We start from the raw sequence: 25,980 nt of genomic DNA on the forward strand, positions 1-25,980 counted from the left end.
CAGGATCGCGGATCGCGGATCGCGGATCGCGGATCGCGCAGGATCGCGGGTCGCGGGTCGCGGAGCGCAGCAAAGCGTGGGCGTTGCAAAGCGCCGGGGCGCGAACACGGCGCACTGCGAGCGCGAAGCACGGGCATTGCGAGGCGTGGTGCATCGCGAAGGGGGAATGCGGCGAGCTCATGAGCCTCGGCCGAATCCATGACCATACCGGCGTTTCCCTCATGGATTCGGCGCATGTTCATGGACTCGACGCAGGCATCACGCGCGAAGGGCCGGACGAGACGCCTCGTCCGGCCCTTCGCAACTGCAGGTCAGCTCGCGGCCACGTCCTTAGCCTTGGCCGCCTTCGCCGAAGCCTTGACGGAGCGGGCCGGCTTGTTGGCGGGCACCGTGCGCGGCTGGTGGGCGGTCATCGCCTCGGCGACGTCCGCGAACGGCTTCGCGATGGGCTGCAGTCGCGACAACTGCGTGACGTGCTTCGGGCTGAGCTCCTCGATGCTCGCCGCCTCCAGCAGCTTCATCGTGCGCTCGATCTCGGTGCCGAGGATCGAGATCGTCTTGTCCACACCGCGGCGCCCGCCCGCCATCAGGCCGTAGAGGTACGCGCGACCCACGAGAGTGAACTTCGCCCCCAGCGCGACGGACGCCACGATGTCGGCGCCGTTCATGATGCCGGTGTCGACATGGATCTCCATGTCGGAGCCGAGCTCCTTCACCACGTGCGGCAGCAGGTGGAACGGGATCGGCGCACGATCGAGCTGACGGCCGCCGTGGTTCGACAGCACGATGCCGTCGATGCCCTTGTCGGCGAGCAGAAGCGCGTCCTCGATGGTCTGCACGCCCTTCACCATGATCTTGCCCGGCCACAGCGAGCGGATGATCTCCAGATCATCGAAGGAGATCGTGGGGTCCATAGCGGCGTTGAGCAGGTCGCCGACCGTGCCGCCGGTCGACGACAGCGACGCGAACTCGAGCTTCGGCGTCGTGAGGAAGTTGATCCACCAGGCCGGGCGCGGAATCGCGTTGATGACCACACCCGGCGTCAACTGGGGCGGGATCGAGAAGCCGGCGCGCTTGTCGCGCAGGCGGGCGCCGGCGACGGGGGTGTCGACCGTGAAGAACAGGGTGTCGAAGCCGGCGGCAGCGGCCCGGCGCACGAGGTCGTAGGACACCTCGCGGTCGCGCATCACATAGAGCTGGAACCAGTTGCGACCGTTCGGGTTGTTCGCCTTCACATCCTCGATCGAGGTGGTGCCGAGGGTCGACAGGGTGAACGGGATGCCGGCAGCACCCGCGGCACCGGATCCGGCGATCTCGCCCTCGGTCTGCATCATCCGCGTGAAGCCAGTGGGTGCGATACCGAACGGCATCGACGACGTCCCGCCCAGCACGTGTGTGGTCATGTCGACCTCGGGCACGCTGCGCAGGATCGACGGGTGGAACTCCACATCCTCGAACGCCTGACGCGCGCGTGCCAGCGACAGCTCACCCTCGGCCGCGCCCTCGGTGTAGTCGAAGGGTGCACGCGGGGTGCGGCGCTGAGCGATGGTGCGGAGGTCCGCGATCGTGAGCGCCTTCTCCAAGCGACGATCGGTGGGGTTCAGGGTGGGCTTCTTGAACTTCATGAGCTCGGCGAGCTCGATGGGGTTCGGGAACTGGCGCTTGACCATCAGGCGCTTTCCTCTCGCTGTGCGGTGTCTGTGTTGTGGGGGTCGAGGGAGATCGCCGCGTAGTAGCCGGCGATGTGATCGTGCGTGCGGGTCGAGGCGGCGTCGGGATCACCGTCGCGGATTGCCGCGACGATGTTGCGATGCTCCCCGCGGAGCCGGGCAGCCATCGTGGGCCAGTCCGCGAGGCGAGCGGCTCCGTCGCGCACGTACGTCTCGATGCTGTGGCGAAGTCCAGCCATCGTCGCGATGATGACCTGGTTCCCCGCGGCCGATGCGAGCGCGAGGTGGAACGCGGCGTCGAGCGCGAGGAACTCCTCGGGTGTGACGTCGGGGGCGTCCATGGCGTCCAGCAGCGCGGCAGCAGCGGTGAGATCGCCTCCGATACGAGCGAGGTCGCCGGCGACGGCGGACTCCAGGATCAGTCGGGTGCGAACGATGTCCGCCACCCGGAATCCGCTCGCCGCGACCTGCAGGCGCATGAGCGCGCTCATCCCACCCTCCGGCGTGGCCACGATGATCGCGCCCGCGTTGGGACCGGATCCGGTGGCTGTGCGGATGAGACCCATGACCTCGAGCACCCGCAGCGCCTCACGAACGCTGGAACGGCCGACGCCGAGGTCGACAGACAGCACCCGCTCGCCGGGCAACCGATCCCCCGGCACGAGGTCACCCGACAGCAATCGGGATTCGACATGCTCGATGACGCTCTGCCATGCCTTCGGCACCGCCTCGCCCGCGCTCTCGCCCATCTTGCCCCATCGCTCACACGCCGCTCCCGCGGTCGCCATTGTGGTCCGACCACAGCGTATCACTGTGGTCCGACCACACACAACGCCAGAGTTTCGCGGCGGAACGCACCCCACATAACCCGCGAGACTTCCGTCTGTGGGCGAAAATCAGCGCAATGCGGCGATTGTCACCCACAGACGGAAGTCTCGCGGGAGGTGGGGAGGCGTCAGGATGTGAGGACGCCGCCGGATTCCTCGAGGTAGCACGAGCCGCAGAGGGACTCGTAGGTGACGAAGTGCTCGTCACGGACATCGGCGGTGGCGGCATCGATGGCCACCTGGTCGCCATCGAACACGAACCGGCCGTCGATCACCCGGCCGTTGAAAACCGCCTTTCGGCCGCACCGACAGATCGTCTTCAGCTCCTCGAGGGAGTGGGCAATCTCCAGGAGCCGGCGTGATCCGGGAAACGCCGCCGTGCGGAAGTCGCTGCGAATCCCATAGGCCAGCACCGGGATCCCGTCCAGCACGGCGATACGGAAGAGATCATCGATCTGCGCCGGCGTGAGGAACTGCGCCTCGTCCACGAGCACGCACGCGATGTCTGCGACCCCGCCGGGGATCAGAGCCTCCGCCGCCTGGGCGCGGTGTCGCTCCCGATACTCGCCGACCACGGCGCGCGCGTTGTCATCCGCGTGCAGGAGGAAATCGACGTCGCGGGTCATTCCGAGGCGGGATTCGACCTGCCCGGCACCCTTGGTGTCAATCGCCGGCTTCGTCAGCAGAACCGCCTGACCGCGCTCCTCGTAGTTGTACGCGGCCTGGAGAAGAGCGGTGGACTTGCCGGAGTTCATCGCGCCGTATCGGAAATAGAGTTTGGCCACCGGACGAGTCTACGGACTTGCGCCGACACTCGAAGCGCACACCCGCTGCACTCCGGCGCGGACGCGCCTGGGACAAGACGGGCCCGCGACGAGGGGGAGTTGAGATCTCAGCCGGAACAGCGTGCACAAAGCTGTGAGGCGCGTGGCGCGAGCAACCCAAGCCTCGGGCGTGCGAGCGGTTCACACCTCGGACGTGCGAGCGGAGACCCACAGTCGCCAGGCGCGAGCGGCTCACACGCCAGGCACGAGCGGCGCACGTGTCAGGCGCGGGAGCTCAGGCTCGCAGAGCGAGGGTGAACGGCAGCACGCGGGTGGCGCCTGCCGCGCGCAGTGCGGAGGACGCCGCCTGCAGCGTCCACCGGCTGTCGGCGATGTCGTCGACGAGCAGCACAGGTCCTGCAGGCACGTCGAGGCCCGTGGCATGGAGCGTGCCCCACACGCGCGACAGGCGGAACGCGCTGTTGCCGCCCGTCTCGGACGGCGCACCGACGGCCGTGCTCGCGAGCTCACCAAGATACGGAAGCCGACCGAGGCCGGCGAGCCCCTGCGCGAGTGAAGAGACAAGCTGTGGCCGGGTGCGAGACGGCACGGACACCACCGCGACGGGTCGCTCTGCCCAGGCCCACTCCCCCAGCACGCGTGCACAGGCGTTGAGCACGGCCGGCTGCAGCGGTACGTCCGCTGCCCCGGCGGCGAAGATCTCCCGCAGGGTGTTTCCCCACCCGAGGTCGGTCAGTCGGGCAAGGGCGCGGCCCTCGTCATAACGCTCATCGACTGGGATGCGTCCGGACAGGCTCAACCCGAGCGACGACATGCCCGTGGGCCACTGCGCGCGCGGTTCGATCACGGCACCGACGCGGTCCATGGCGGTGCGGGCCTCCTCTGCCGCGAACGAGGCCACCTGTGCGTCGATCCACGTCCCCACACAGTTATCGCACCGCCCGCAGGGCGCGGCTGGCGTCGTCCAGCGCGCGTTGGAGGAACATCATCCGGCACTCGGTGGTGCGCTCGTACGCGAGCATGGCGTCCTGCTCCGAGCGACGAGCGGCGGCGATCCGCCCATAGCGTTCGGCATCGTAGGTCCACGGCTGCCCCGTGCCGACCCAACCGCCCTGGACCCGACGGACCGCGCCATCGACGTCCAGCACCTTCAGCAGCAGCTCGAGTCGGGATCGTCGGATGTCGACCCGTGCCTCCAGCGCGGGGGTCGACATCGGAGAGTCGGAGAGGGTGGAGATCACCCGCTCGGCACGCTCCTGGTCGGGCATGGACGAGGTGGCGAAGTACTCCCAGATCTCGGTGTCTTCCGGGCCGGGCAGCAGCAGGACGTCGGCGCGATCCGTGGCACGACCGGCACGACCGACCTGCTGGTAGTACGCGACCGGCGACGACGGAGCGCCGAGATGGACGACGAACCCGAGGTCGGGCTTATCGAACCCCATACCCAGCGCAGAGGTGGCGACGAGCGCCTTCACCTCGTTGCGCCGCAGCTTCTCTTCGAGCTCCTCCCGCTCTTCGACCGGGGTCTGGCCGGAGTAGGCATAGGCATCGATGCCCGCGGCACGCATGGCTCGCGCGGTGTCTTCCGCGGCAGCCACCGTGAGCGTGTAGACGATTCCCGATCCGGTGAGATCACCGATGTGGGTGATGAGCCACGCGAGTCGCGTGACCGCATCAGGAAGTCGCAGAACGCCGAGCCGCAGGGAAGCCCGAGCCAGTGGCCCACGGATGGTGAGCACATCGGTGTCTGCGGTCTCCATCTGCTCGGCGATGTCGGCGACGACGCGACTGTTGGCCGTTGCCGTGGTGGCGAGCACCGGGACGGCGGGATCGAGCTCGGCGATGAGGTCGCGCAGGCGCCGATAGTCGGGCCGGAAATCATGACCCCAGTCACTGATGCAGTGGGCCTCATCGACCACTAGCAACCCCATGCGCCGCACGAGCGATGGCAGTTGATTCTCTCGGAACGAGGGATTGTTCAGGCGCTCCGGCGAGACGAGGAGGACATCGATCTCGTCGTTCTCCAGTGCCGTCGACACCGTGGCCCACTCGTGCGCATTGGTGGAGTTGATGGCGACAGCGCGAACACCGCTGCGCTCGGCAGCCGCGATCTGGTCTCGCATCAGCGCCAGCAGCGGCGAGACGAGCACCGTGGGTCCGGCGCCGCGCTCACGCAGCAGCGCCGTGGCCACGAAGTACACCGCAGACTTTCCCCATCCGGTGCGCTGCACCACCAGTGCTCGACGGTGTCCGTCGACGAGGGCCTCGATCGCCTCGAACTGCCCGTTGTGGAAGTCCGCATCCTCCCGCCCCACGAGGGAGCGCAGGATTCGTCGTGCCGCCTCGCGGGTGTTCTCGCTCATCACTCCACCCTGCCACGGGGCACCGACATTGGCCGTCGCGCGATGCGCCTACGAGGCGTCAAGCGGGACGCCCCGCTCCCAGGCCTCGATCGGACCGGGAACCGCCACAAAGGAGGGCGCCGCAGCCGCGGAGGTCAGACGAGGAAGCCACTCGGGGTCACGCACGATCACCTTGGTCCGCAGCCATTCGAGCTCGTAGGCGAGCTGACCCTCCGTCACGGGGATGAGCGGATTGTCCGCATCCGCGACGCCGATGCGCGTGGCGTCGAACCGGTATCCACGCGCGGTCGCCTCGACCTGCAGCGCGCCGAGGAAATGACCGATCGCTGCGGCCGGGTCAGCGGCGTCGCGAAAACGCTCCAGCTGCGGGTGGCGAGTGTAGCCCCGAGTTCCGCCCGCCAGCACCTTCTGCGCCAGCAGCCCTTCGCGCCAGCACGCGATGAGCGCCGCACGGTCGAGGATGGACGGAGCCAGGGACCACAGGCGCATGGTTCGAGACTACTAGCCGCCGCCCGATGCCCATCATTGGTCCCGCCGCTGCCAGGAACCCCATCGCCAGGATGCCCGTCGCCGCCGCCAGATGCCCGTCGCCACAGGCGGACGACCACCCTGGCTGGTCTCAAAAACTGCGCCGATGCGCGCCGACAGCGACAGCTTCTGAGACCACACCGCTCACCGGTCTCAGAAGCCGCACGTCAGCGCCCCGGCGTCGACGGATGGTGAGACCACCCGCGACGGCTGAACCTCAGGCCGAAAGCTGGAGGGTCTCCGCCGTGGCGGCGAACTCGGCGGCGGCGGCCTTCGGGTTGCCGTTGAGCTTCTCGCCGTAGCTGGGGATGAGCTTCTTCAGCTCGGGCTGCCACGCCTCGATGCGGTCGGGGAAGCAGGTCTTCAGCAGGTCGAGCATGATCGACACGGCGGTGGACGCACCCGGCGAGGCACCGAGCAGACCGGCGATGGAGCCGTCCTTGTGTGCGACGACCTCGGTGCCGAACTGAAGCTTGCCGCCCTTCATCACCTGCGCGCGCTGACCGGCCTGGAGCAGCTTCCAGTCGGCGTCCTTCGCGGTGGGCATGAACTCGCGCAGGCTCTCGACCTTGCGGCGGTGATTCTTCGCCAGCTCCGAGACCAGGTACTTGATCAGGCTGAAGTTGGTGAAGGCCACGTTCAGCATCGAGAACAGATTGCCGAAGCGCACCTGCGTGACGATGTCGGTGAGGCGTCCCTGCTTGAGGAATTTCGGCGTGAAGGTCGCGAACGGGCCGAACAACAGGCTGGTCTCTCCGTTGACTACGCGAGTGTCCAGGTGCGGCACCGACATCGGGGGCGCACCGACCGCGGCCTGCGAGTACACCTTCGCCCGGTGCTGCGCGACGATCTCCGGGTTGCTGGTCATCAGCCACTGCCCACCGATCGGGAAGCAGCCGTAACCCTTGATCTCCGGGATCCCCGAGTTCTGCAGCAGCTTGAGAGCCCAGCCTCCGGCGCCGACGAACACGAAGCGCGCACGGATCTCGCCCGGCGTCTTGCCCAGCGAACGCCGATAGTTGATGCGCCAGGTGCCGTCCTTCATGCGCTTGAGGCTCTTCACCTCGGTGTTGGTCTGCAGGGTGGCACCCTTGTCGACCAGGTTCGCGAACATCTGACGGGTGACCTCGCCGAAGTCCACGTCCGTTCCGTTGGGCACGCGGGTTGCCGCGAACGACTCCCCCGCGACACGCTTCTGCATGAGCAGCGGCGCCCACTTGTTGATGACACGTGAGTCGGTGGAGAACTCGATGCCCTCGAAGAGGGGCTGTTCCTTGAGGATCTCGTACCGACGACGGAGGTAGTCCACATCCTTGTCACCGCGCACGAACGTCATGTGCGGGGCCGTGTTGATGAACGAGGACGGGTCGTGCAGCACCCCACGCTCCACCAGGCTCGACCACAGCTGACGGCTCTGCTGGAACTGCTCGTTGATGCTGATGGCCTTGGCCGGGTCGAGCGATCCGTCCTTCGCCTCCGGCATGTAGTTCAGCTCGCACAGAGCGGAGTGTCCGGTACCGGCGTTGTTCCAGGCGTTGGAACTCTCCTCAGCGACCTCGCTCAGTCGCTCGAAGACGGTGATCTTCCAGTCGGGCTGCAGTTCCGAGAGGAAGGTGCCCAGGGTGGCGCTCATCACGCCACCGCCGATGAGGACGACGTCTACGGTTTCGGTCACCAGACAAGTCTAGGCCGGGTTTGACCCTCGAAACGCACGACGAAGATCCCGGTGGGGCGGACGAACGGCGCCCACCCCACCGGAGGGCGATCATCAGGAGAGGTTGCCGGCGACCACTTCCGCGATCTGCACGGCGTTCAGAGCCGCTCCCTTGCGCAGATTGTCGTTCGAGACGAACAGAACGAGGCCCTTGCCCTCCGGCGCGGACTGGTCCTGGCGGATGCGACCGACGTAGCTCGGGTCATTGCCCGCGGCGAGCAGCGGCGTCGGGATCTCCTCGAGCGCCACGCCGGGGGCTGCGGCCAGGATGTCGCGCGCGCGATCAGGCGTGATGTCCTCGGTGAACTCGGCGTGGATCGAGAGCGAGTGCCCGGTGAAGACGGGGACACGAACGCAGGTGCCCGCGACGAGCAGATCGGGGATGCCGAGGATCTTGCGGCTCTCGTTGCGGAGCTTCTTCTCCTCGTCGGTCTCGTTGTCACCGTCCTCGACAAGGTTGCCCGCGAAGGGCAGCACGTCGAAGGCGATCGGGGCGACGTACTTCTCCGGCTGCGGGAAGTCCACGGCGCGACCGTCGTGAACGAGGTTCAGCACCTTCTCGGGTCCCTGCGCGAGCACGCCCTCGACCTGACCGAAGAGCTCCTGCGCACCCGCAAGGCCCGATCCGGAGACCGCCTGATAGGTCGAGACGATGAGGCGCTGCAGGCCGGCGGCCTCGTGCAGCGGCTTCAGCACCGGCATCGCGGCCATGGTGGTGCAGTTGGGATTGGCGATGATGCCCTTCGGCGGGTTGACCGTGGCCTCGGGGTTCACCTCGCTGACGACGAGGGGAACCTCCGGGTCCATCCGCCAGGCGCTGGAGTTGTCGATGACGATGGCGCCGGCCTCAGCAAAGCGGGGCGCGTGCGCGCGGGATCCGGTGGCTCCAGCGGAGAACAACGCGATCTCCACGCCGGCGGGATCCGCGGTCTCGACATCCTCGACGATCACGGTCTGTCCACCGAACTCGATGGCGGTGCCGGCGGAGCGGGCCGTGGAGAACAGACGCAGCTCGCGAATCGGGAACGCACGCTCGATGAGGATCTCGCGCATCACGGTGCCGACCTGACCGGTGGCACCGACAATGGCGACGGAGTATCCGGAATCGGAGATGCGCGTCATGTCGTGTCCTTCGAATAGGGGACGCGCGCAACCGCACGCGCCCAGCGTTCGGCGTACGTTGCCGTTTGGGCGATCTTACCCGCGACACGGCCCCGTGCTGATTCCTGTGACCGCGATCGACGAGGCCGTTTGATTAGTTATAGTTAAACTAGAACTAACCCGGAGGGAGTGATCATGACCGAAACCGTGGTCAGCACGCGATTGCTGGAGAAGCGGTATGGCGAACGCACCGTCGTTCGCGGTTTGGATCTCGACGTCCGTCCGGGACGCGCGTACGGGCTCCTCGGCCCGAACGGTGCCGGGAAGACCACGACGCTCCGACTCGTCACCGGTCTCATCGCCCCGACTGCGGGGACGATCTCCGTTTTCGGCGAACAGCTCACGTCCGCCACCGCCGACCGAGTCCGTCAGCGCATCGGCGTGCAGACAGACACGGAGCTCTACACGAGTCTCACTGCGCGCGAGAACCTGGAGCTGTGGGGAGGCTTCTTCGGCCTGCGCGGATCCGAGGCGCGACGGCGTACCGACGAGGTGCTGGAGATGATGTCGCTCACCGATCGGGCTTCCTCCCCCGTCGGGTCTTTCAGCAAGGGCATGCGCCAGAAGATGGCGGTGGGACGCGCCCTCCTCCCGCGCCCTGAGCTTCTCTTCCTCGACGAGCCGACGGCCGGTCTGGATCCGGAGGCCACCGAAGATCTCATCGCCGACCTCACCGCCCTCATGCGCGATACCGACCTGACAGTTGTGATCTGCACGCATCAGCTGGCGGGGCTCGACACCCTCTGCTCCGATGTCGGCGTGCTCGTCGGCGGAACCCTGGTGGCGCAGGGAGACATCAGCGAGCTGATCGCGCGGCGATGGCCGCGAACGCCGGTGCGGATCGATGTGGCGGGAGACCCTGCCCGCGCTGCCGCCCTCGTTCCGGACGCCACGGTGACCTCCGCAGGCATCGAGGTGCAGTCAGCGTCGGATGCGGATACTGAGCACGCGATTGCGACTCTGGCCGCCGGAGGCATCCCGATTCGCGCGGCGGTTCCGCAACGACCCACCGTCCAGGACCTCTACTTCGCCACCGTCGCCGATGCTCGTCGCAACGCGATCGAATCCGGAAAGGTCGTCGCATGAACCGCCAGCGCGTGCTGACCCTCGTCCGCAAGGACCTCCTCGAGGTGGTCCGCAATAAGCAGGCGCTCGCCCCGATCCTCGTCGTGCCCCTTGTTCTGGTGGTACTCATCCCGGCGGCGATCATCGTGCTCGGTGGCAACCCGGTGCTGCTGTCCTCCATCAACGGTGTGCGCCCGTTCCTCGAGAACCTTCCGCCGGGATTCGTGCCTGAGGGGTTCACCACGCAGCAGACGATCATCTACGCCGTGATCGTGTTCTTCATGGCCCCGATGTTCCTCCTCATCCCGATTCTCGTCGCCTCCGTCACGGCGGCATCCGCGTTCGTGGGTGAGAAGGAGCGGCGCACGATCGAGGGTCTGCTGTACACGCCGCTCACCGATCGCGAACTGGTGCTCGGAAAGGTGCTCGCCTCGTTGATCCCGTCCGTCGGTGTCGCGTGGGCGTCGTTCGTCCTGTACACGATCGTGGTGAACGTGCTTGGCGGACCGGTGATGGGCGGCGCGTTCTTCCCCACACCGACGTGGTACGTCGTGATCCTCCTTCTCGTCCCCCTCGTGGCGGTGCTCGCGATCACGCTCATCGTCGCCATCTCGGGCCGGTCGAGCACCATGCAGGGCGCCCAGGGACTCTCGGTACTCGTGATCCTGCCCGTCCTGGCTCTCATCGTGGGCCAGGCGACCGGTCTGATGCTGTTCGATCTCTGGGTCGCCGTCATCGCGGCGGGCGTGCTCCTCCTGGTGGACGTGGTCGTATTCTCGCTCGTCGTGCGCTCCGTCAGCCGCGAGCGGATCATCACGCGACTGAGCTGACGGATCGGGAATGAAGCCGAGATCCATTCGGTTGCATCGATCATGAAGAACATCGGATTCCTGTCGTTCGGGCACTGGACCGACCATCCCGACTCCGGCACGCGATCGGCTTCCGACGTGCTGCATCAGTCGATCGATCTCGCGGTCGCGGCAGAGGAGATCGGCGCGGACGGCGCCTACTTCCGAGTGCATCACTACGCGCAGCAGTTGGCCTCCCCGTTCCCGCTGCTGGCGGCGATCGGCGCGAAGACCTCGACCATCGAGATCGGCACCGGAGTGATCGACATGCGGTACGAGAATCCGCTGTACATGGCGGAGGATGCGGCAGCCGCCGATCTGATCTCCGATGGCCGACTGCAGCTGGGTGTGAGCCGTGGCTCACCCGAGCAGGTCATCGACGGGTGGAAGCACTTCGGCTACGCAGCCCCCGAAGGAATGACCATGGCCGATGCGGCCCGTCACAACACCGAGGTGTTCCTGCAGGTGATCGATGGTGCGCGCTTCGCCGAGCCGAACCCGCGCCCGATGTTCCCGAACCCGCACGGCGGGCCGCTGGGCATCCAGCCGCAGTCCCCCGGTCTGCGCGAGCGTATCTGGTGGGGCGCCGGCTCCAACGCCACGGCGGAGTGGGCCGCCCGCGCCGGCATGAACCTGATGAGCTCCACGCTGAAGGATCATGAGTCGGACGAGCCCTTCCACGTGCAGCAGCGTCGTCAGATCGAACTCTTCCGCGATGCGTGGAAAGAGGCGGGACACGAGCGCACGCCGCGCGTCTCGGTGAGCCGCTCGATCTTCGCGCTCACGACGCCCGAAGACCACCGCTACTTCGGCCTGAATCGCGAGAAGAACGACCAGATCGGCTACATCGACTCCGGCCAGGCCATCTTCGGTCGCTCCTACGCCGCAGAGCCCGAGACGCTGATCGCAGAGCTGGCGGAGGACGAGGCGATCGCCGCGGCAGACACTCTTCTGCTCACGGTGCCGAATCAGCTCGGAGTGGCGTACAACACCCACGTGATCGAGTCGATCATCCGCGACGTCGCCCCCGCCCTCGGCTGGCGCTGACCGTTCGTGGTCCATGGGTACTGCGAACCCATGGACCACGAACCCGTCTCCGGCACGACCACATGATCTTCGATCGCGTGCTCACGCGGGCCGAATCGACGGATGTCCTCAACGAGGTCATGTCGCGCCTCACGGCTCGACGGTTCCATGCCCGAGTCATCGTTCAGGAATCGACGGTGATCACCCAATGGCACCTGGAGATCGACAAAGACGACGGCAACTGGTTTGCCTGCTCCGACGCGGGTGATGTACATGAGTTCCGCGACGGGAGAATGTTCGACAACGGCAGTCTCATCGCGCACGCTACCTCGATCGTGGACGCGCCGCTGTTGCCGCTCGCGCTCGTCTTCCCCGAGACTCTGATGATCTGGGGCCAGCACCCCGGTGCTTTTCAACCCCGCCTGGTCGAGAAGCTCGGCAACCGATCACTCCTCATCACCTCTCACCACCCGCTGGATCACTCGATGCAGATGACCGTCGTGGTCGATGAGGTGGGCGGGTTCGTCTCGAGGATCATGAACTTCAATGCGCCCTACCTCATCGTCGCCGGGTTGGAGCTCGGGCGCGGCATCGAACGACGCATTCCGAGCGCCTTTGCTCAGCTCGACGTGGTCATTCCCGACTACTGACGATGGTGCCCGTCTGAACCGGGCACCGACATCGTGAACTCGACGATCAGAGAGATCGTCGGGAACAACCCGTCGGTTGAGATCCTGCAGCAGCCAGGGCAGGAGCTCGCTGAGGTTGAGCGTGGATCAAGGCGCTGCGCAAGCGCCAGTAAGCGCGCCTCTCGCCCTACTTGGTCGTCGCCTTGTTCGAGGATCGCGTGCCCCTGACGGATCGGTCATACTCCGTGGGTGACCGGACTTCGAGACTCGCGTCGGTCCCCGTGTGGATTTTCACGATCACACCGCTCCGCCAACCTTCCACCTGAGCAGCGACCTTGGACTTCAGCGCACCAAGGCGCCCATCGTCGGCTGGATAGGCGTCAGCCGTGGTGAAGTCGATCAGGCACCACGGCATCATCGAGCCGTCACCCCACGTGCTGTCGAGCGCGGGACGCTCACCCAGCGAATGTTCGATGAGAGGTGTGAGTTCGTCGGCAAGATCCGCGCATTCGCCGCTCGCGATGTAGTCACCCACGCATCCGGTAAGCGGCAACACCAGCACCACGAGCGCACAGCCCGCAAGAACACCCCTCATGCGCCGACGATAGCTTTCGGTGTGGTCGCCGACAAGCGCTGATGCGCGGCAGCCCGCCGGCATCACCCCTTGTCACCTGACTATTAGCAGTGTCCGCTGACGGGTTCAGATCTCAATGACGTCGACGGGACAGCGGACGCCGTGCGCAGCGATGAGGCGAGCATCACCCGTAACCAGGCGGGCGTCGATCCGTTCCGCGAGGGCGACGTAGCCGCCGTCGTACGTGCTGCAGTTGTGGCGCAGTTCCCACGCCCGCTCGCCCAGCACTTCCCACGGCCACAACTCAATGGGGAGACGATGCGCGTGTCGGCGAGCAGCTGCCGCCTGCACCCTCGTGAGCTTGCGGCCGAGTTCGAGGCCCCGTAGCGCACTATCGATCTCCGCAGGAAGAACCGCCGGCGCGTAGAGGTCCGCCTGCGCAAGCCGACGCGCCAGCTCCATGACACGTGCTGACCCGCTGGCTACCACGGCGACAACCACCGAGGCATCGACCACGAGACGTTCAGCGTCGTGCATCGTTCACGGCGGCGACGATGTCGGTCATGGTCAGCGCCGGATACGTCTGCGCGTTCATTCGCGCCTCCAACACCGCCTCCGCGGCGCTGGGGCTCATGGCGATGCGACGCAGCTCCATGCTGAGGAACTCCTGGAGCGAGTGGCCCGACCGCGCCGCACGCGCGGCGAGTTCGTCGCGCACGTCATCGGGAACGTTGCGAACAGTGATGGTTACGGACATGCATGCATTTTAGCTGCATTGCCTGCGTCGTGCTTCATCACTGTGGAGCCCGGAGAACCGTCAATACGAAGCGGACGTGGTGGGTCACAGCTGGCGCGTCATGTACACGCTGTGGGGATCCAGGCGGTACTTGCCGAAGGGTCCGCACTCCTCGAAACCGGCACGCAGGTACAGGGACCGGGCGGCGGCGAAGAACTCACCGCTCCCGGTCTCGAGCGAAATGCTGCGCACGCCGCGGCTGCGGGCGTCGTCGAGCGCGTACTCCAAGAGCGTGCGGCCGATTCCCTGACCACGGCGAGCCGGAGCGGAGCGCATGCTCTTCAGCTCCTCGTGGTCGTCCTCGAGGGCCGCGAGCGCGACGGTGCCGACCACGGCGCCCTCGTCCTGGGCCGTCCAGACACGCACACCTGGAGCCTGCAGGCCGGTGAGATCGAGCGCGTGGCGGCTCTCCTTCGGTGCGGTCGGCTCCATATCGCGCAGGTGCTCCTCCAGGAACGCGATCACACGAACGTCGGCAAAATCTGCGGGCACAATGGTCACCATGACCTCCAGTAGATCATCGCGTGCCGCCCGGCGCGAAACTCGGTGATCCGCCGACGAAAGGCACACATGCACGCCGTCCTGCAGTACACCTATGCCGATGACTACCTCACCTCGCGCGAGGCGCATCGGCCCGCTCACCTCGCCTATGCGTGGGAGGCGGTGGCGCGAGGCGAACTGCTCGTCGGCGGTGCGGTCGGTGAGGTCCCGACGACCGGGCTGATCATCTTCCAGGGCGACGACGCGCTCGAGAACGCGCGGAGGTTCGCCGCGGAGGATCCGTACGTGCACGCCGGCGTGGTCGTGTCCTGGACAGCCGAGCCGTGGACGACGGTGGTGGGCGAGATCGCAGCCACGCCGGTGCGCCCCTGATGTTCGCATTGAGCAGAGCGCGCTTCTCCCCCTAGGTTGCGTGTATGGGCCACGTCAACCGGCCCCGAGGGATGGAAGCTCTTCGCGCCACCTGGAAATGACGAAGGTCCGAGTCCCGTCGGACTCGGACCTTCGTGCGTGGCTGTGGTCAGCGACCGGTGCCGGCGTAGACCGTGGCCTCGCCCTCGGCGTCCAGCCCATACGCGGTGTGCACCGCCGCAGCGGCGGAGGCGACGTCGGACGCGCGCAGCACGACAGAGATGCGGATCTCGCTGGTGGAGATCATCTCGATGTTGACGCCGGCCTTGCTCAGCGCTTCGAAGAGAGTCGCGGAGACGCCGGAGTGGACGCGCATGCCGGCACCCACGACGGACAGCTTGCCGATCTGGTCGTCGTGCAGCAGGTTCTCGAACCCGACGCTTTCCTTCTCCCCCTGCAGAGCCCGGATCGCGGTGGCGGCGTCGGCCTTGGGGAGCGTGAACGAGATGTCGGTGCGACCGGTGCTGGCGGCCGACACGTTCTGCACGATCATGTCGACGTTGGCGCCGGACTTGGCGACGATGGTGAAGATGTCGGCGGCCTTACCCGGCACGTCGGGAACGCCCACGACGGTGACCTTGGCCTGGCTCAGATCGGTGGCGACACCGGCGACGACGGGCTCTTCCATTGCATCTCCCTCAGCTGCGCGCGGGCTCTTCATGCCCTCGCCAAGAACATAGGTTCCCTCGTTCGATGAGAACGAGGAGCGGGCGTGGATCAGCACGCCATGACGACGCGCGTACTCGACCGCGCGGATGTACAGCACCTTCGCGCCGTTGGCCGCGAGCTCCAGCATCTCCTCGCTGGAGACGGTGTCGAGCTTGCGGGCATGCGGGACCACGCGCGGGTCGGCGGTGAAGATGCCGTCGACATCGCTGTAGATCTCGCACACATCCGCGTCGAGCGCGGCAGCGAGCGCGACGGCCGTGGTGTCGGATCCGCCGCGACCGAGCGTGGTGATGTCGCGGGTGTCGCGGTTGAAGCCCTGGAAGCCGGCGACGATGACGATGGCGCCCTCGTCGAGAGCCTCACGCAGGCGCACCGGAGTGACGTCAACGATGCGCGCCGCACCGTGATGGGCGTCGGTGATCATGCCGGCCTGGCTGCCCGTGAACGAGCGTGCTTCGAACCCCATCGAGTGGATCGCCATGGCGAGCAGTGCCATCGAGATACGCTCGCCCGAGCTCAGCAGCATGTCCAGCTCACGCGGCGCCGCGATCGGTGCCACGGCGTTCGCGAGGTCGAGAAGCTCATCGGTGGTGTCACCCATCGCGCTCACGGCGACCACGACATCGTGTCCGGCACGACGTGTGTCCACGATCCGCTTGGCGACCCGCTTGATGCTCTCCGCGTCGGCGACCGAGGATCCGCCGTACTTCTGCACGATCAACGCCATGGGGCAACTCCTGTGAATGTTGAGCGATCTGCTCACTGAAACACCAGTTTACGAGGCGGCGCATGCCGCTTCTGCCATGTGACGGCCTGTCGACACGCAGAGCGCGCGGTCAGCTCTCCCAGCTGATCACGGGCGTCTGTCCATCGGGGAAGCGTGCGACCAGGAGTTGATCGGTCTCGGGGTCTTCGATGCCGTAGTCGATGCTGAGCACGGAGTCCCTCGCCCAGGCACCGTCCGGGAAGATACCGACGCGGACCACGACCAGCGCGTCCAGGAAGTCCCCCGGTGTGCGATCCTGCCAGCCCTCGACCTCGTCGTGGAAGAAGCGCCAGTACTCGGCAACCGTGGTGCCGTCCTCGCCGAGGTCGGCGGCGATGCGCTCGCGAGCCGAGGTGTCGTGTTCGTCGAGGCCATCGAGCACGCTGTCAAGGCGCTGCACTGCCGCCTCGTCGAAGGCGGCGACATCAGCGACCACGAGTGTCGCGGGAGCGGGGCGCTGGGCGATGGTGACGGCAGCATCCACGACGGATTCGTCGCCATCCTCGCAGAACGAGAGAGAGCCCAGATGTCTGCTGTGCTTCATGGCGTGAGCGTAGCGTCTTCCGGGGCGGGCGTCTCCGGACGCGGGCGCAGCCGTCCTCCGGTCGCGGCGAGCCAGCAGCCGACGAGTACGATCGGGGCTCCCACGAGGAGACCGGGACCGAACGGCTCACCCATGATGATCACGCCCAGCCCGAGGGCGACGATGGGGTTGATGTAGGTGAACAGGGGCGCGTTCACCGGACCGACCTGGGCGATGAGGGCGAAGAAGACCAGGAATGCGACGGCGGTGCACAGGACGCCGAGCATCACGAGGCTGATGACGCTCGGCATCGACGGCACCGTGTGTGTCGTAAGGATCGCGGCCGGCAGGTAGCCGACGCCGACAACGATCAGGGCGAGGCAGATCGACCCCATCGAGGGCACGTCCGCGAGCTTTCGCGCGATGACGAACGGCGCAATGGCGTAGAGCAGCGCGACCAGGAGCACCTCTCCCACCGCGAAGAGCCCGCCCTCGCTGATGCCGACCCCCGGGCCGAGCACGATGAGGGCGACGCCGCCGAGCCCGAGGAGAAGGCCCACGACGCGCACTGGCCGCAGCGCTGTGCGGTCACCGCCTCCGAGCGCGATGAGCGTCGCGAACAGGGGCACCGTGGCGACGAGGAGTCCGGTGAGACCGGACGGCAGCGACTGCTCAGCGTGGCCGAGCAGGAGGAACGGTCCGGCCATCTCGATGAGCCCGAATGCCAGCACCCACGGCCACTTCTTCGCCGCCTGTTTCAGCGCACCGGAACGAACGGCGAACGGCAGGAGCAGAAGAGCGCCGATGAGGGTGCGTCCAGCGACGATGGCGGGTGGTGAGAACGAATCGACAGCGATCTTGATGAGCAGGTACGGGATTCCCCAGAGCAGTCCCATCGCCGCGAACAGCAGCCACCCTCGACGGGTGAACCCGCTCATCAGTGAGAATCCCTCGGCGTCGTCGGGGCGCCGTCAGACAGCACGGCGTCCCTCGAAGGCACGGCCCAGGGTGACTTCATCGGCGTACTCGAGGTCGCCGCCGACCGGAAGGCCGGACGCGAGTCGGGTCACCGAGATCTGCATCGTGGTGAGCAGGCGGCTGAGGTAGGCGGCCGTCGCCTCGCCTTCCAGGTTCGGGTTGGTGGCGATGATCACCTCTTGCACCGTGCCGTCCGCGAGCCGCGACAGCAGCTGGGAGATTCGCAGGTCATCGGGACCGACACCGGCGATGGGGCTGATCGCGCCGCCCAGCACCTGATACAGACCGCGGTACTCGCGTGTGCGCTCGATCGCGGCGACGTCCTTCGCGTCTTCCACGACGCAGATGAGGCTCTGGTCGCGGCGCGGGTCACGGCAGATGGCGCACCGGTCCTGCTCCGAGACGTTGCCGCACACCTCGCAGAACCGCACCTTCTCGCGAATGTCGACGAGCAGCGCTGACAGCCGCGAGACGTCGAAACTCGGCGTCTGCAGAATGTGGAAGGTGATCCGCTGCGCGGACTTCGGCCCGATTCCCGGCAGGCGACCGAACTCGTCGATCAGCTCTTGAACGATTCCGTCGTACATCAGGCGAACCTCGTGGGCGGCTCGTAGGGTTCCTCGCGGACGAAGGTGGCGCCGAGCACCTGTCGCACGACCGCCTCGCCGTAGCGCTGGCGGCCATCACCGATGTCAATGGATCGAGACGAGACCGTGGGCCGTTGTTCTTCCTCGACCGGGTCAGGCTCCGGGTCGGGCTCCGGTTCCGGTGCCGCGGGTGCCTGCTCCGCCGCGGCAGGCACCGACAACGGCGTGGATCCACCGGGGATCGCGGCAACGGCCCAGTCGGTGACGGGCGCCGCGGCGGCCGGGGCCGAGCGGGGTGCACGCCCCGCGGGCGGAGTGCTCGCGTTCGACGTCTGAGGGGGGCGAGAAGCGGGGCGCCGCCCGGTGTCTTCGGGCGCCTCGTCCTCTTCGGGCGGTGCTTCGTCGGATGGGTACCAGCCGTCATCGGCGGGCATCGAAGGCGCTGGTGCGTCGGTCCGCCAACCGGGTCCGGGTGCCTCCGGCGCACCCGGCAGCGGAGCCGCCGCTCGGTCGTGGCGCGCGAGGTACTTCACCCGCACGCCGAGCACGTCGATGATCGCCGCGCGGAGATCCTCGCTCGGACCGGCCCCGGCGTTGAGCTTCTTGAAGGCTGCGACATCGGCCTGGCTCTGGAAGCCGAGGGTGAGCACGTCGCCCTCGAAGGCCAGCACGCGGGCGTCGCTGGCAACGAGCCAAGACGCGCGATTGATGGCTTCGAGGCGCTGGAGCACCTCGGGCCAAGCGTCCCTCATCCGTTGCACGGTGATCGGCGCGACCGCGTCGGCGGGTGCATCGGCGGCAGCAGAGGTCGCGGCCGGTGCGGGAGCAGAGTCCGCCGCGACAGCTTGCGGTACCGAGGGAGTCACCGGGGCCGGAGCGTCGGCGGGAGCCGGAGCGTCGGCGGGAGCCGGAGCGTCGGCGGGAGCCGGAGCGTCGGTCGCAGCTCCGGCGTCGGTCGCAGCCGGAGCGCCGACCGGAGCCGGAGCACCGGCGAGAGTCGTAGCCGGGGAACCCGTCGAGACCGCGGGCGGCTCTGCGTCGCTCGGGGTCGACAGCGACGTCGCACCGAGGGAAGCCGCGGCCGGCGCGCCGGTCTGGGGCGCGTCGTCCACACCTGCGTCGCCACCCCCTGCGTGCGTCGCTGAGCCCTCCGTCGTGGTGGGTTCTGCCTCCGGGGCGTCGGGTTCTACCGCGAACATCGGAGTGTCGTGGTGGGTGTCATCGCCGTCGGACACGTCCGTCGACTCACCGGCAGTAGCACCCGCAGGCGCAGCGCCCGAGACATCGGGCAACGCTGCGCGCACGTCCTCGTCTGCCGGTTGATTGCCGCCCCCGGCCGCGCGGGAATTCGGCCCCTCAGCGGCCGTGGTCGTGGGGGGCTCCTGAGCGGTCGGCGCAGACGAGGCATCGGCGCCGGTATGCGTGGACGTCGTTAGTGCGGGCGATGGCGTCGAGGACCCAGCAACCGGACGCGGTGCTTCCGGCGTTGACGCCTCCCGAGAGCCGACCGGCTGGGCGGCTCCAGCAGGCGCCGACGGACCAGCCGCAGGCGCAGCGGGCACCGCAGCAGGCGCAGCGGGCGCCGTCGCTCCCGCCGCGAGAGCACCGGGTGCCACCGGCACGGCACCATCGATGGCGCCGGTGCCCGCGAGCACGCGCGCCACGAGAAGCTCCAGATGCAGGCGCGGCGAGGTGGCGCCGGTCATGTCGTCCAGGGCGGCCGACACCAGGTCCGCCGTCCGAGACAGACGGGCTCCCCCGGTCGCCGCCGCCTGTCGCGCCATGTGCTCCAGCTCGTCGGCGGGAACACCGCGAAGAACGGCGGTGGCTCCGGCACCCGCGGCGGCGATGATGATGAGGTCGCGGAGTCGCTCCAGCAGATCGTCGACGAATCGTCGCGGGTCCTGACCGGTCTGCACCACGCGGTCCACGGCGGCGAATGCGGCCGCAGCATCGTCGGCGGCGAACGCGTCGACCACGGCGTCCAAGAGCTCGCTGTGCGTGTAGCCGAGCAGCGCGACGGCACGCTCATAGGAGACGCTGTCGTTCTCGGATCCCGCGATGAGCTGATCCAACAGCGACAGGGTGTCTCGCGGAGATCCGCCACCGGCGCGAACCACGAGCGGCAGCACGCCGGGCTCCACAGACACGCCTTCCTGCTCGCACAGGCTGCCGACGTAGTCGAGCATGGCGGCGGGCGGCACGAGTCGGAACGGATAGTGATGGGTACGCGAACGGATGGTGCCGAGCACCTTCTCCGGCTCCGTGGTGGCGAAGATGAACTTCACGTGCGGCGGAGGCTCTTCCACCAGCTTCAGCATGGCGTTGAAGCCCTGCTGCGTGACCATGTGCGCCTCATCGAGGATGAAGATCTTGAAGCGGTCACGGGCCGGGGCGAACACGGCGCGCTCGCGTAGGTCGCGCGCGTCGTCGACACCGTTGTGGCTCGCCGCGTCGATCTCGACGACGTCGAGGGATCCGCCTCCGCTGCGCGACAGCTCAACGCAGCTGTCGCACACGCCGCAGGGCGTGTCTGTGGGGCCAGCGGCGCAGTTCAAGCAGCGCGCGAGAATACGGGCTGACGTGGTCTTTCCACATCCACGCGGACCCGAGAACAGGTAGGCGTGGCCAATGCGATCGGCACGCAGCGCGGTCATCAGCGGATCGGTGACCTGCGACTGCCCGATCATCTCGGCGAACGTCTCCGGACGGTAGCGGCGGTACAGGGCTGTGGTCACCCCTCCAGCCTACGGGAGGGCACCGACATTGAGTCCGGCGGGTGTCCCCACTCAAGCCTCAGCCCGCGCCCGGCACCCCCAAACCATGAACATGCGCCCAATGCATGAGGGACTCGCCAGAATCCTCATCGGTTCGCCGCATGATCATGCGTTCGCCGCATCCCGTCGCAGCAAACACCACCGGCGGATACGCGCGAGGGGCGGACCACATCCGTGGCCCGCCCCTCGCGCACGTCCGCTATTCCGCGGCGACGTCGATGACGCCCGTCGGCGGAATGCTCGCCGTGATGTAACTGCCGTCCTCTCGACGCCCACGCGCGACATCGCTGATTGTCGGCCGCCCCTCGAGCACCGGGCCCTGATCCGCCAGTGCCACGACCGCGTCGGCTCCCACCGCGGCGGTGTGAGACGCGCCGCGGACGGTGAACTCCACCGCATCGCCGGATTCGACGCTGACCCGCAGCTCGGATTCCGTGACGGTCACGTGCAGCTGCGAACCATGCCAGTCCAGGGGGAACGCCAGCTCGGGCCAGGCCGCCGGCAGGCGCGGATCGAACGACAGCTGCCCGCCGTGATCACGCATGCCACCGAAGCCCGACACAAGCGCCGTCCACACACCGCCGGCCGAGGCGATGTGCGCGCCGTCCGCCGTGTTGTGGTGCAGGTCGGCAAGGTCCACGTTCAGAGCGTGAAGGAAGTACTCCATCGCCAGGTCGCGATAGCCGACCTCTGCCGCCAGGATCGACTGCACCACCGCGGACAGCGTGGAGTCACCCGTGGTCAGCGGGTCGTAGTAGTCGAAGTCGGCGAGCTTCTGCGTGGCGGAGAACTGGTCGCCCTGCAGGAACAGCGCCAGCACCACATCGGCCTGCTTCAGCACCTGGAACCGGTAGATCACCAGCGGGTGGAAATGCAGCAGCAGCGGGCGCTGCGACGCCGGCGTGTTGTCGAGGTCCCACACCTCACGATCCAGGAACAGCGCGTCCTGCGGGTGGATGCCGAGGTGCTCATTGAACGGGATGTGCATCGCGTCCGCGGCGGACTGCCAGGCATCCGCCTCCCCCAGCTCCAGACCGACACGATCCGCCAGCGCACGATACGCCTCGGGTGCAGCCACCGCCATCTCGCGCACCACACTCGCCGCATAGGCGAGGTTGAAGCGAGCCATCACGTTGGTGAACAGGTTGTCGTTGACGACGGTGGTGTACTCGTCGGGGCCGGTCACGCCGTGGATGTGGAAGGTGTGATCGCCGTTCTCCCGCCAGAAGCCGAGGGTCGACCACATGCGAGCGGTCTCCACGACGATGTCGGCTCCCTCACGGTGGAGGAAATCGACGTCCCCGGTGGCACGCACGTACTTGGCCACGGCGAAGGCGACGTCTGCGTTGATGTGGTACTGCGCGGTACCGGCGGCATAGTAGGCCGATGCCTCTTCGCCGTTGATGGTGCGCCAGGGGAACAGGGCACCGGCCTCGTTCAGCGCCGCCGCGCGCCGGCGAGCCGCCGGGAGCATCATCGCGCGCATCCGGAGGGCATTGCGAGCCCAGTCGGGAGACGTGTAGGTGAGGAACGGGAGGACGTACACCTCGGTGTCCCAGAAGTAGTGACCGCTGTACCCGGAGCCGGTGAGGCCCTTCGCGGGAACGCCCTGCGCGTCGGCCCGAGCAGCGGCCTGCGCGAGCTGGAAGAGGTCCCAGCGCACGGCCTGCTGCACCTCGTCGTCACCGGAGATGCGGACATCGGAGCGCTTCCAGAACGCGTCGAGGAACGTGCGCTGCGCGGTGAACACCGCGTCCGCGCCATCCGCGCGCACCCGATCGAGCGTCCGACGTCCACGGTCGACCAGTTCGCGCGCGGGGGCGATCTCCGACGAGTGGTACGCGACCGTCTTCGTCACTGTGATGGGAACTCCGGCGCGTGCCTGCACCCGGTACACCGTCTTGGCGATGTCGCCCTCGATCAGGCTGCGTGTATTGTAGTCGTTGGCCGTCGCGATCTCGTGATCGGCGACAACGGCGAGGGTCATGCCGGAGTTGGTCACCCGGTACGACAGCGCAGAACGATCCCCGTCCTCCCAGAACTCCTGCGGCTGCAGCACGCGGTTGCTGATGCGCTCGGTCTTGCGGGGGTCGAACTTCGCGGTGCCGTGACCGCGAGCGGGCGCGGCACCGCCGAAGACGTCCTCGCCGTCCTGACGGTTGACGATCTGGCTGCTGATCGCGACCGGCGCATCGGTGTCGACGCTCACGGACAGTCGCTGCAGGGTCAGGTGGCGATCCGTGAACGAGACGAGCCGCTCCAGGTTGACGCGCACCTTCTTACCAGCCGGCGTACGCCAGAGGAGGTGTCGGCGCAGGACGCCGGCCTGCATGTCGAGCTCGCGACGGTACTCCAGCAGTTCAGACGTCTCCAGCACCAGCGGCTCATCGTCGACGTAGACGCGCATGATCTTCGCGTCCGGGGCGTTGACGATGGTCTGACCGACCTCAGCGAATCCGTACGCCTGCTCGGCGTGACGGATGGGCCAGGTCTCATGGAATCCGTTGACGAACGTGCCGTGCTCGTGCGCGTCCCGTCCTTCCGGATGGTTGCCGCGCAGGCCGAGATAGCCGTTGCCGACGGAGAAGAGGGTCTCGGTGAGGCCCTTGTCCTCCGCACTCACACGGGTCTCGACGAGACGCCAGGGGTCGACAGGGAAACGATCGCGATCGAGCATGTCTGCTTTCAGGAACGAGAGGGATCGGATGGGGTTCAGGTGAGGAGGTCGGCCAGATCACCGACGACGACGTGCGCACCGGCGGCACGGAGGGCGTCCGCACCGACGCCGCGATCGACGCCGATAACGAGTGCGAAGCCGCCTGCGGCAGCGGATTCCACGCCGCTGATGGCGTCCTCCACGGCGACGGCGCGAGAAGGAGCAACACCGAGATCGGCCGCGCCACGGAGAAACACGTCCGGCGCAGGCTTGGAGGGCAGTCCGTCACGCTCGGCGACCACGCCATCGACCACGGCAGCGAAGCGATCGGCGATGCCCGCGGCGTCGAGGACCTCGACGGCGTTCTTGGAGCTGGAGACCACGGCGAGCGGGACGCCGCGAGCCACCAGAGCGTCGACGAGAGCAAGCGATCCGGCGTACGGCTCGATGCCCTCTTCGCGCAGCACCCGAGTGAAGACCACGTTCTTACGGTTGCCGATGCCGCACACCGTGTCGGCGGTGACCGGGTCGGACGGGTCGCCCCACGGTACCTCGACGTCGCGGGAGCGCAGCAGCGATGCGACGCCGTCGTAGCGCTTCTTGCCGTCGACGTACTGGAAGTAGTCCTCGGAGGTGTACGGAGGCGTGATGTCCCACTCCTCGAAGAGGGTGTCGAACATGCTCTGCCACGCGTGCATGTGCACCTCGGCGGTGGGCGTCAGCACCCCGTCAAGGTCAAACAGCACCGCGTCGTAGGCGGTCAAATCAACAGCTGCACCAGTGGGCAGTTCGGCCACTGCTCCTCCGAATCGGACGGGTTGACGCGCACCCTGCGCGCACTCGGCCCAGGTTATGGTGTGGAACCGTTCCACTGCACACGAACGGGTGAGCCCTCGCGTGCCTTAGCTCGCGACGGCCTGCAGCGTCTGACGGGCGATCTCCAGTTCTTCGTTCGTGGGCACGACGAGCACGGTCACTTGCGACTCATCCGTGGAGATCACGCGGGCTCCTGCGGAGCGGGTGGCGTTGCGTTCCGGATCCAGTGCGATGCCCGCCCATTCGGCACCGGCGAGCGCGGCGGCACGCACGGCCGCCGCGTTCTCACCCACGCCCGCTGTGAAGGAGATCACGTCCACTCCGCCGAGAACCGCGAGGTAGGCACCGAGGTAGTGCTTCAAGCGGTGGATGTACACGTCGAAGGCCAGCTTGGCCCGCTCGTCACCCCGCTCACGCCCCTCGAGTACGTCACGCATGTCCGAGACACCGGCGAGACCCAGAAGCCCGGACTGCTTGTTCAACAGCCGATCCAGCTCATCCGTGCTCATCTCGGCACGCCGCGCGAGCTGGAAGAGGACCGCCGGGTCCAGGTCGCCGGAGCGCGTCCCCATCACGAGGCCCTCGAGCGGAGTGAACCCCATCGACGTGTCGACGCTGCGTCCGCCGTCGATCGCCGTGACGGAGGCCCCGTTGCCCAGGTGGAAGACGATCTGCTTCAGCTCAGCGTTGTCGCGGCCGAGGAAGGCTGCGGCGGTCTCGCTCACGTACTTGTGGCTGGTGCCATGAAATCCGTAGCGGCGGATGCGGTGGCGGTGTGCCACGTCTGCGTCGATCGCGTAGGTGAAGGCCGCGGGCTCCAGTGTCTGATGGAAAGCGGTGTCGAAGACAGCGACGTGCGGCACATCCGCGAACGCCTGCTTCGCGGCGACGATGCCCTCCACGGCCCCCGGGTTGTGCAGTGGGGCGAGCGTGGAGAGATCGTCGATGTTGATCTCCACCAGCGGCGTGATCACCGTCGGCTCGAAGAATCGCGCACCGCCGTGCACCACCCGGTGCCCGACCGCCGCGGGCGGATTCTCGGAGAGCCGCGGTCCGTGCTCATCGAAGGCCGCGAGCATCAGAGCGAAGCCGGTGGTGTGGTCGGGAATCGGCACGTCGCGGTCGTAGGTAGCCTTCTGCATCGCCACCTGGATGCCGCCTGCCGGAGCATGCACGGTGTGGTGGATCGCGCCGGTCGCCTCCCCGATGCGCTCAACCAGGCCGCTCGCGAGAACGCGCTCGCCGTCCATCTCCAGCAGCTCGTACTTGAACGAGCTGGAGCCGCTGTTGATCACCAGCACTGCGCTCAT

Annotated in this window: 23 protein-coding genes and 1 pseudogene; 5 read left to right on the forward strand and 19 right to left on the reverse strand. The window is 67.5% G+C overall.

The window, feature by feature from the left end:
* Positions 1-311 precede the first annotated feature (311 nt).
* The 7 genes and pseudogenes from ABTV68_RS15895 to ABTV68_RS15925 form a co-directional block, all read right to left on the reverse strand.
* Entirely contained in the window at positions 312-1,670 is a 1,359-nt protein-coding gene (locus ABTV68_RS15895; RefSeq protein ID WP_433674670.1) for an alpha-hydroxy acid oxidase, read from the reverse strand.
* Positions 1,670-2,458: a FadR/GntR family transcriptional regulator gene (locus ABTV68_RS15900; RefSeq protein ID WP_433674671.1), complete on the reverse strand. Its 789-nt coding sequence runs from the start codon at positions 2,456-2,458 to the stop codon at positions 1,670-1,672. Before ABTV68_RS15900 ends, ABTV68_RS15895 begins: the two co-directional genes overlap by 1 nt.
* Positions 2,459-2,625: 167 nt before the next feature.
* The gene (locus ABTV68_RS15905) at positions 2,626-3,282 is read right to left on the reverse strand and encodes a thymidine kinase (RefSeq protein ID WP_433674672.1); all 657 of its coding nucleotides are present in this window, start codon (positions 3,280-3,282) and stop codon (positions 2,626-2,628) included.
* Positions 3,283-3,556: 274 nt separating this feature from the next.
* Positions 3,557-5,645, reverse strand: a pseudogene (locus tag ABTV68_RS15910) (RecQ family ATP-dependent DNA helicase).
* Between the two features lie 48 nt (positions 5,646-5,693).
* Positions 5,694-6,134: a pyrimidine dimer DNA glycosylase/endonuclease V gene (locus tag ABTV68_RS15915; RefSeq protein WP_433674673.1), complete on the reverse strand. Its 441-nt coding sequence runs from the start codon at positions 6,132-6,134 to the stop codon at positions 5,694-5,696.
* A gap of 256 nt (positions 6,135-6,390) precedes the next feature.
* Positions 6,391-7,806 carry a malate dehydrogenase (quinone) gene (gene mqo, locus ABTV68_RS15920; RefSeq protein WP_433677630.1) on the reverse strand — a complete coding sequence of 472 codons (1,416 nt, stop codon included), beginning with the start codon at positions 7,804-7,806 and terminating at the stop codon, positions 6,391-6,393.
* A 135-nt stretch (positions 7,807-7,941) separates the two neighbouring features.
* Entirely contained in the window at positions 7,942-9,009 is a 1,068-nt protein-coding gene (locus tag ABTV68_RS15925; RefSeq protein ID WP_433674674.1) for an aspartate-semialdehyde dehydrogenase, read from the reverse strand.
* Between the two features lie 174 nt (positions 9,010-9,183).
* Here ABTV68_RS15925 and ABTV68_RS15930 point away from each other — a divergent pair, with 174 nt between their 5' ends.
* From ABTV68_RS15930 to ABTV68_RS15945, 4 genes are all read left to right on the forward strand, one after another.
* Entirely contained in the window at positions 9,184-10,134 is a 951-nt protein-coding gene (locus ABTV68_RS15930; protein WP_433674675.1) for an ABC transporter ATP-binding protein, read from the forward strand.
* Positions 10,131-10,943, forward strand: a complete 813-nt coding sequence (locus ABTV68_RS15935; protein ID WP_433674676.1) for an ABC transporter permease subunit — start codon at positions 10,131-10,133, stop codon at positions 10,941-10,943. The genes ABTV68_RS15930 and ABTV68_RS15935 overlap by 4 nt, the downstream gene beginning before the upstream one ends.
* A gap of 42 nt (positions 10,944-10,985) precedes the next feature.
* Positions 10,986-12,008, forward strand: a complete 1,023-nt coding sequence (locus ABTV68_RS15940; RefSeq protein ID WP_433674677.1) for an LLM class flavin-dependent oxidoreductase — start codon at positions 10,986-10,988, stop codon at positions 12,006-12,008.
* 62 nt (positions 12,009-12,070) lie between these two features.
* Positions 12,071-12,637 carry a hypothetical protein gene (locus tag ABTV68_RS15945; RefSeq protein WP_433674678.1) on the forward strand — a complete coding sequence of 189 codons (567 nt, stop codon included), beginning with the start codon at positions 12,071-12,073 and terminating at the stop codon, positions 12,635-12,637.
* A gap of 166 nt (positions 12,638-12,803) precedes the next feature.
* On the opposite strand, the gene ABTV68_RS15950 is transcribed toward ABTV68_RS15945, so the two are convergent.
* The 4 genes from ABTV68_RS15950 to ABTV68_RS15965 form a co-directional block, all read right to left on the reverse strand.
* Positions 12,804-13,277: a hypothetical protein gene (locus ABTV68_RS15950; RefSeq protein ID WP_433674679.1), complete on the reverse strand. Its 474-nt coding sequence runs from the start codon at positions 13,275-13,277 to the stop codon at positions 12,804-12,806.
* Between the two features lie 39 nt (positions 13,278-13,316).
* Entirely contained in the window at positions 13,317-13,727 is a 411-nt protein-coding gene (locus ABTV68_RS15955) for a type II toxin-antitoxin system VapC family toxin (RefSeq protein ID WP_433674680.1), read from the reverse strand.
* Entirely contained in the window at positions 13,714-13,947 is a 234-nt protein-coding gene (locus ABTV68_RS15960; RefSeq protein ID WP_433674681.1) for a FitA-like ribbon-helix-helix domain-containing protein, read from the reverse strand. Before ABTV68_RS15960 ends, ABTV68_RS15955 begins: the two co-directional genes overlap by 14 nt.
* An 84-nt stretch (positions 13,948-14,031) precedes the next feature.
* Positions 14,032-14,490: a GNAT family N-acetyltransferase gene (locus ABTV68_RS15965; protein ID WP_433674682.1), complete on the reverse strand. Its 459-nt coding sequence runs from the start codon at positions 14,488-14,490 to the stop codon at positions 14,032-14,034.
* Positions 14,491-14,556: 66 nt separating this feature from the next.
* Between ABTV68_RS15965 and ABTV68_RS15970 the strand changes: the two genes are divergently transcribed.
* On the forward strand, positions 14,557-14,859 hold the full coding sequence (locus tag ABTV68_RS15970) for a YciI-like protein (RefSeq protein ID WP_433674683.1): 303 nt from the start codon (positions 14,557-14,559) through the stop codon (positions 14,857-14,859).
* Between the two features lie 148 nt (positions 14,860-15,007).
* On the opposite strand, the gene ABTV68_RS15975 is transcribed toward ABTV68_RS15970, so the two are convergent.
* From ABTV68_RS15975 to ABTV68_RS16010, 8 genes are all read right to left on the reverse strand, one after another.
* A complete protein-coding gene (locus tag ABTV68_RS15975) occupies positions 15,008-16,294 on the reverse strand; it encodes an aspartate kinase (protein WP_433674684.1) in 1,287 nt (428 codons plus the stop codon).
* A 109-nt stretch (positions 16,295-16,403) separates the two neighbouring features.
* Complete coding sequence (locus tag ABTV68_RS15980) at positions 16,404-16,877, reverse strand: hypothetical protein (RefSeq protein ID WP_433674685.1); 474 nt, start codon at positions 16,875-16,877, stop codon at positions 16,404-16,406.
* The gene (locus tag ABTV68_RS15985) at positions 16,874-17,794 is read right to left on the reverse strand and encodes a DMT family transporter (protein ID WP_433674686.1); all 921 of its coding nucleotides are present in this window, start codon (positions 17,792-17,794) and stop codon (positions 16,874-16,876) included. Before ABTV68_RS15985 ends, ABTV68_RS15980 begins: the two co-directional genes overlap by 4 nt.
* A 33-nt stretch (positions 17,795-17,827) precedes the next feature.
* On the reverse strand, positions 17,828-18,421 hold the full coding sequence (gene recR, locus ABTV68_RS15990; protein WP_433674687.1) for a recombination mediator RecR: 594 nt from the start codon (positions 18,419-18,421) through the stop codon (positions 17,828-17,830).
* Complete coding sequence (locus ABTV68_RS15995) at positions 18,421-21,111, reverse strand: DNA polymerase III subunit gamma and tau (RefSeq protein ID WP_433677631.1); 2,691 nt, start codon at positions 21,109-21,111, stop codon at positions 18,421-18,423. The genes recR and ABTV68_RS15995 overlap by 1 nt, the downstream gene beginning before the upstream one ends.
* Before the next feature lie 286 nt (positions 21,112-21,397).
* A complete protein-coding gene (locus ABTV68_RS16000) occupies positions 21,398-23,875 on the reverse strand; it encodes a glycoside hydrolase family 65 protein (protein WP_433674688.1) in 2,478 nt (825 codons plus the stop codon).
* Between the two features lie 35 nt (positions 23,876-23,910).
* Entirely contained in the window at positions 23,911-24,651 is a 741-nt protein-coding gene (locus tag ABTV68_RS16005; RefSeq protein WP_433674689.1) for an HAD family hydrolase, read from the reverse strand.
* A 105-nt stretch (positions 24,652-24,756) separates the two neighbouring features.
* A complete protein-coding gene (locus tag ABTV68_RS16010; protein WP_433674690.1) occupies positions 24,757-25,980 on the reverse strand; it encodes an acetate/propionate family kinase in 1,224 nt (407 codons plus the stop codon).

This window comes from Microbacterium gorillae (assembly GCF_050990725.1).
Taxonomy (GTDB): domain Bacteria; phylum Actinomycetota; class Actinomycetes; order Actinomycetales; family Microbacteriaceae; genus Microbacterium; species Microbacterium gorillae_A.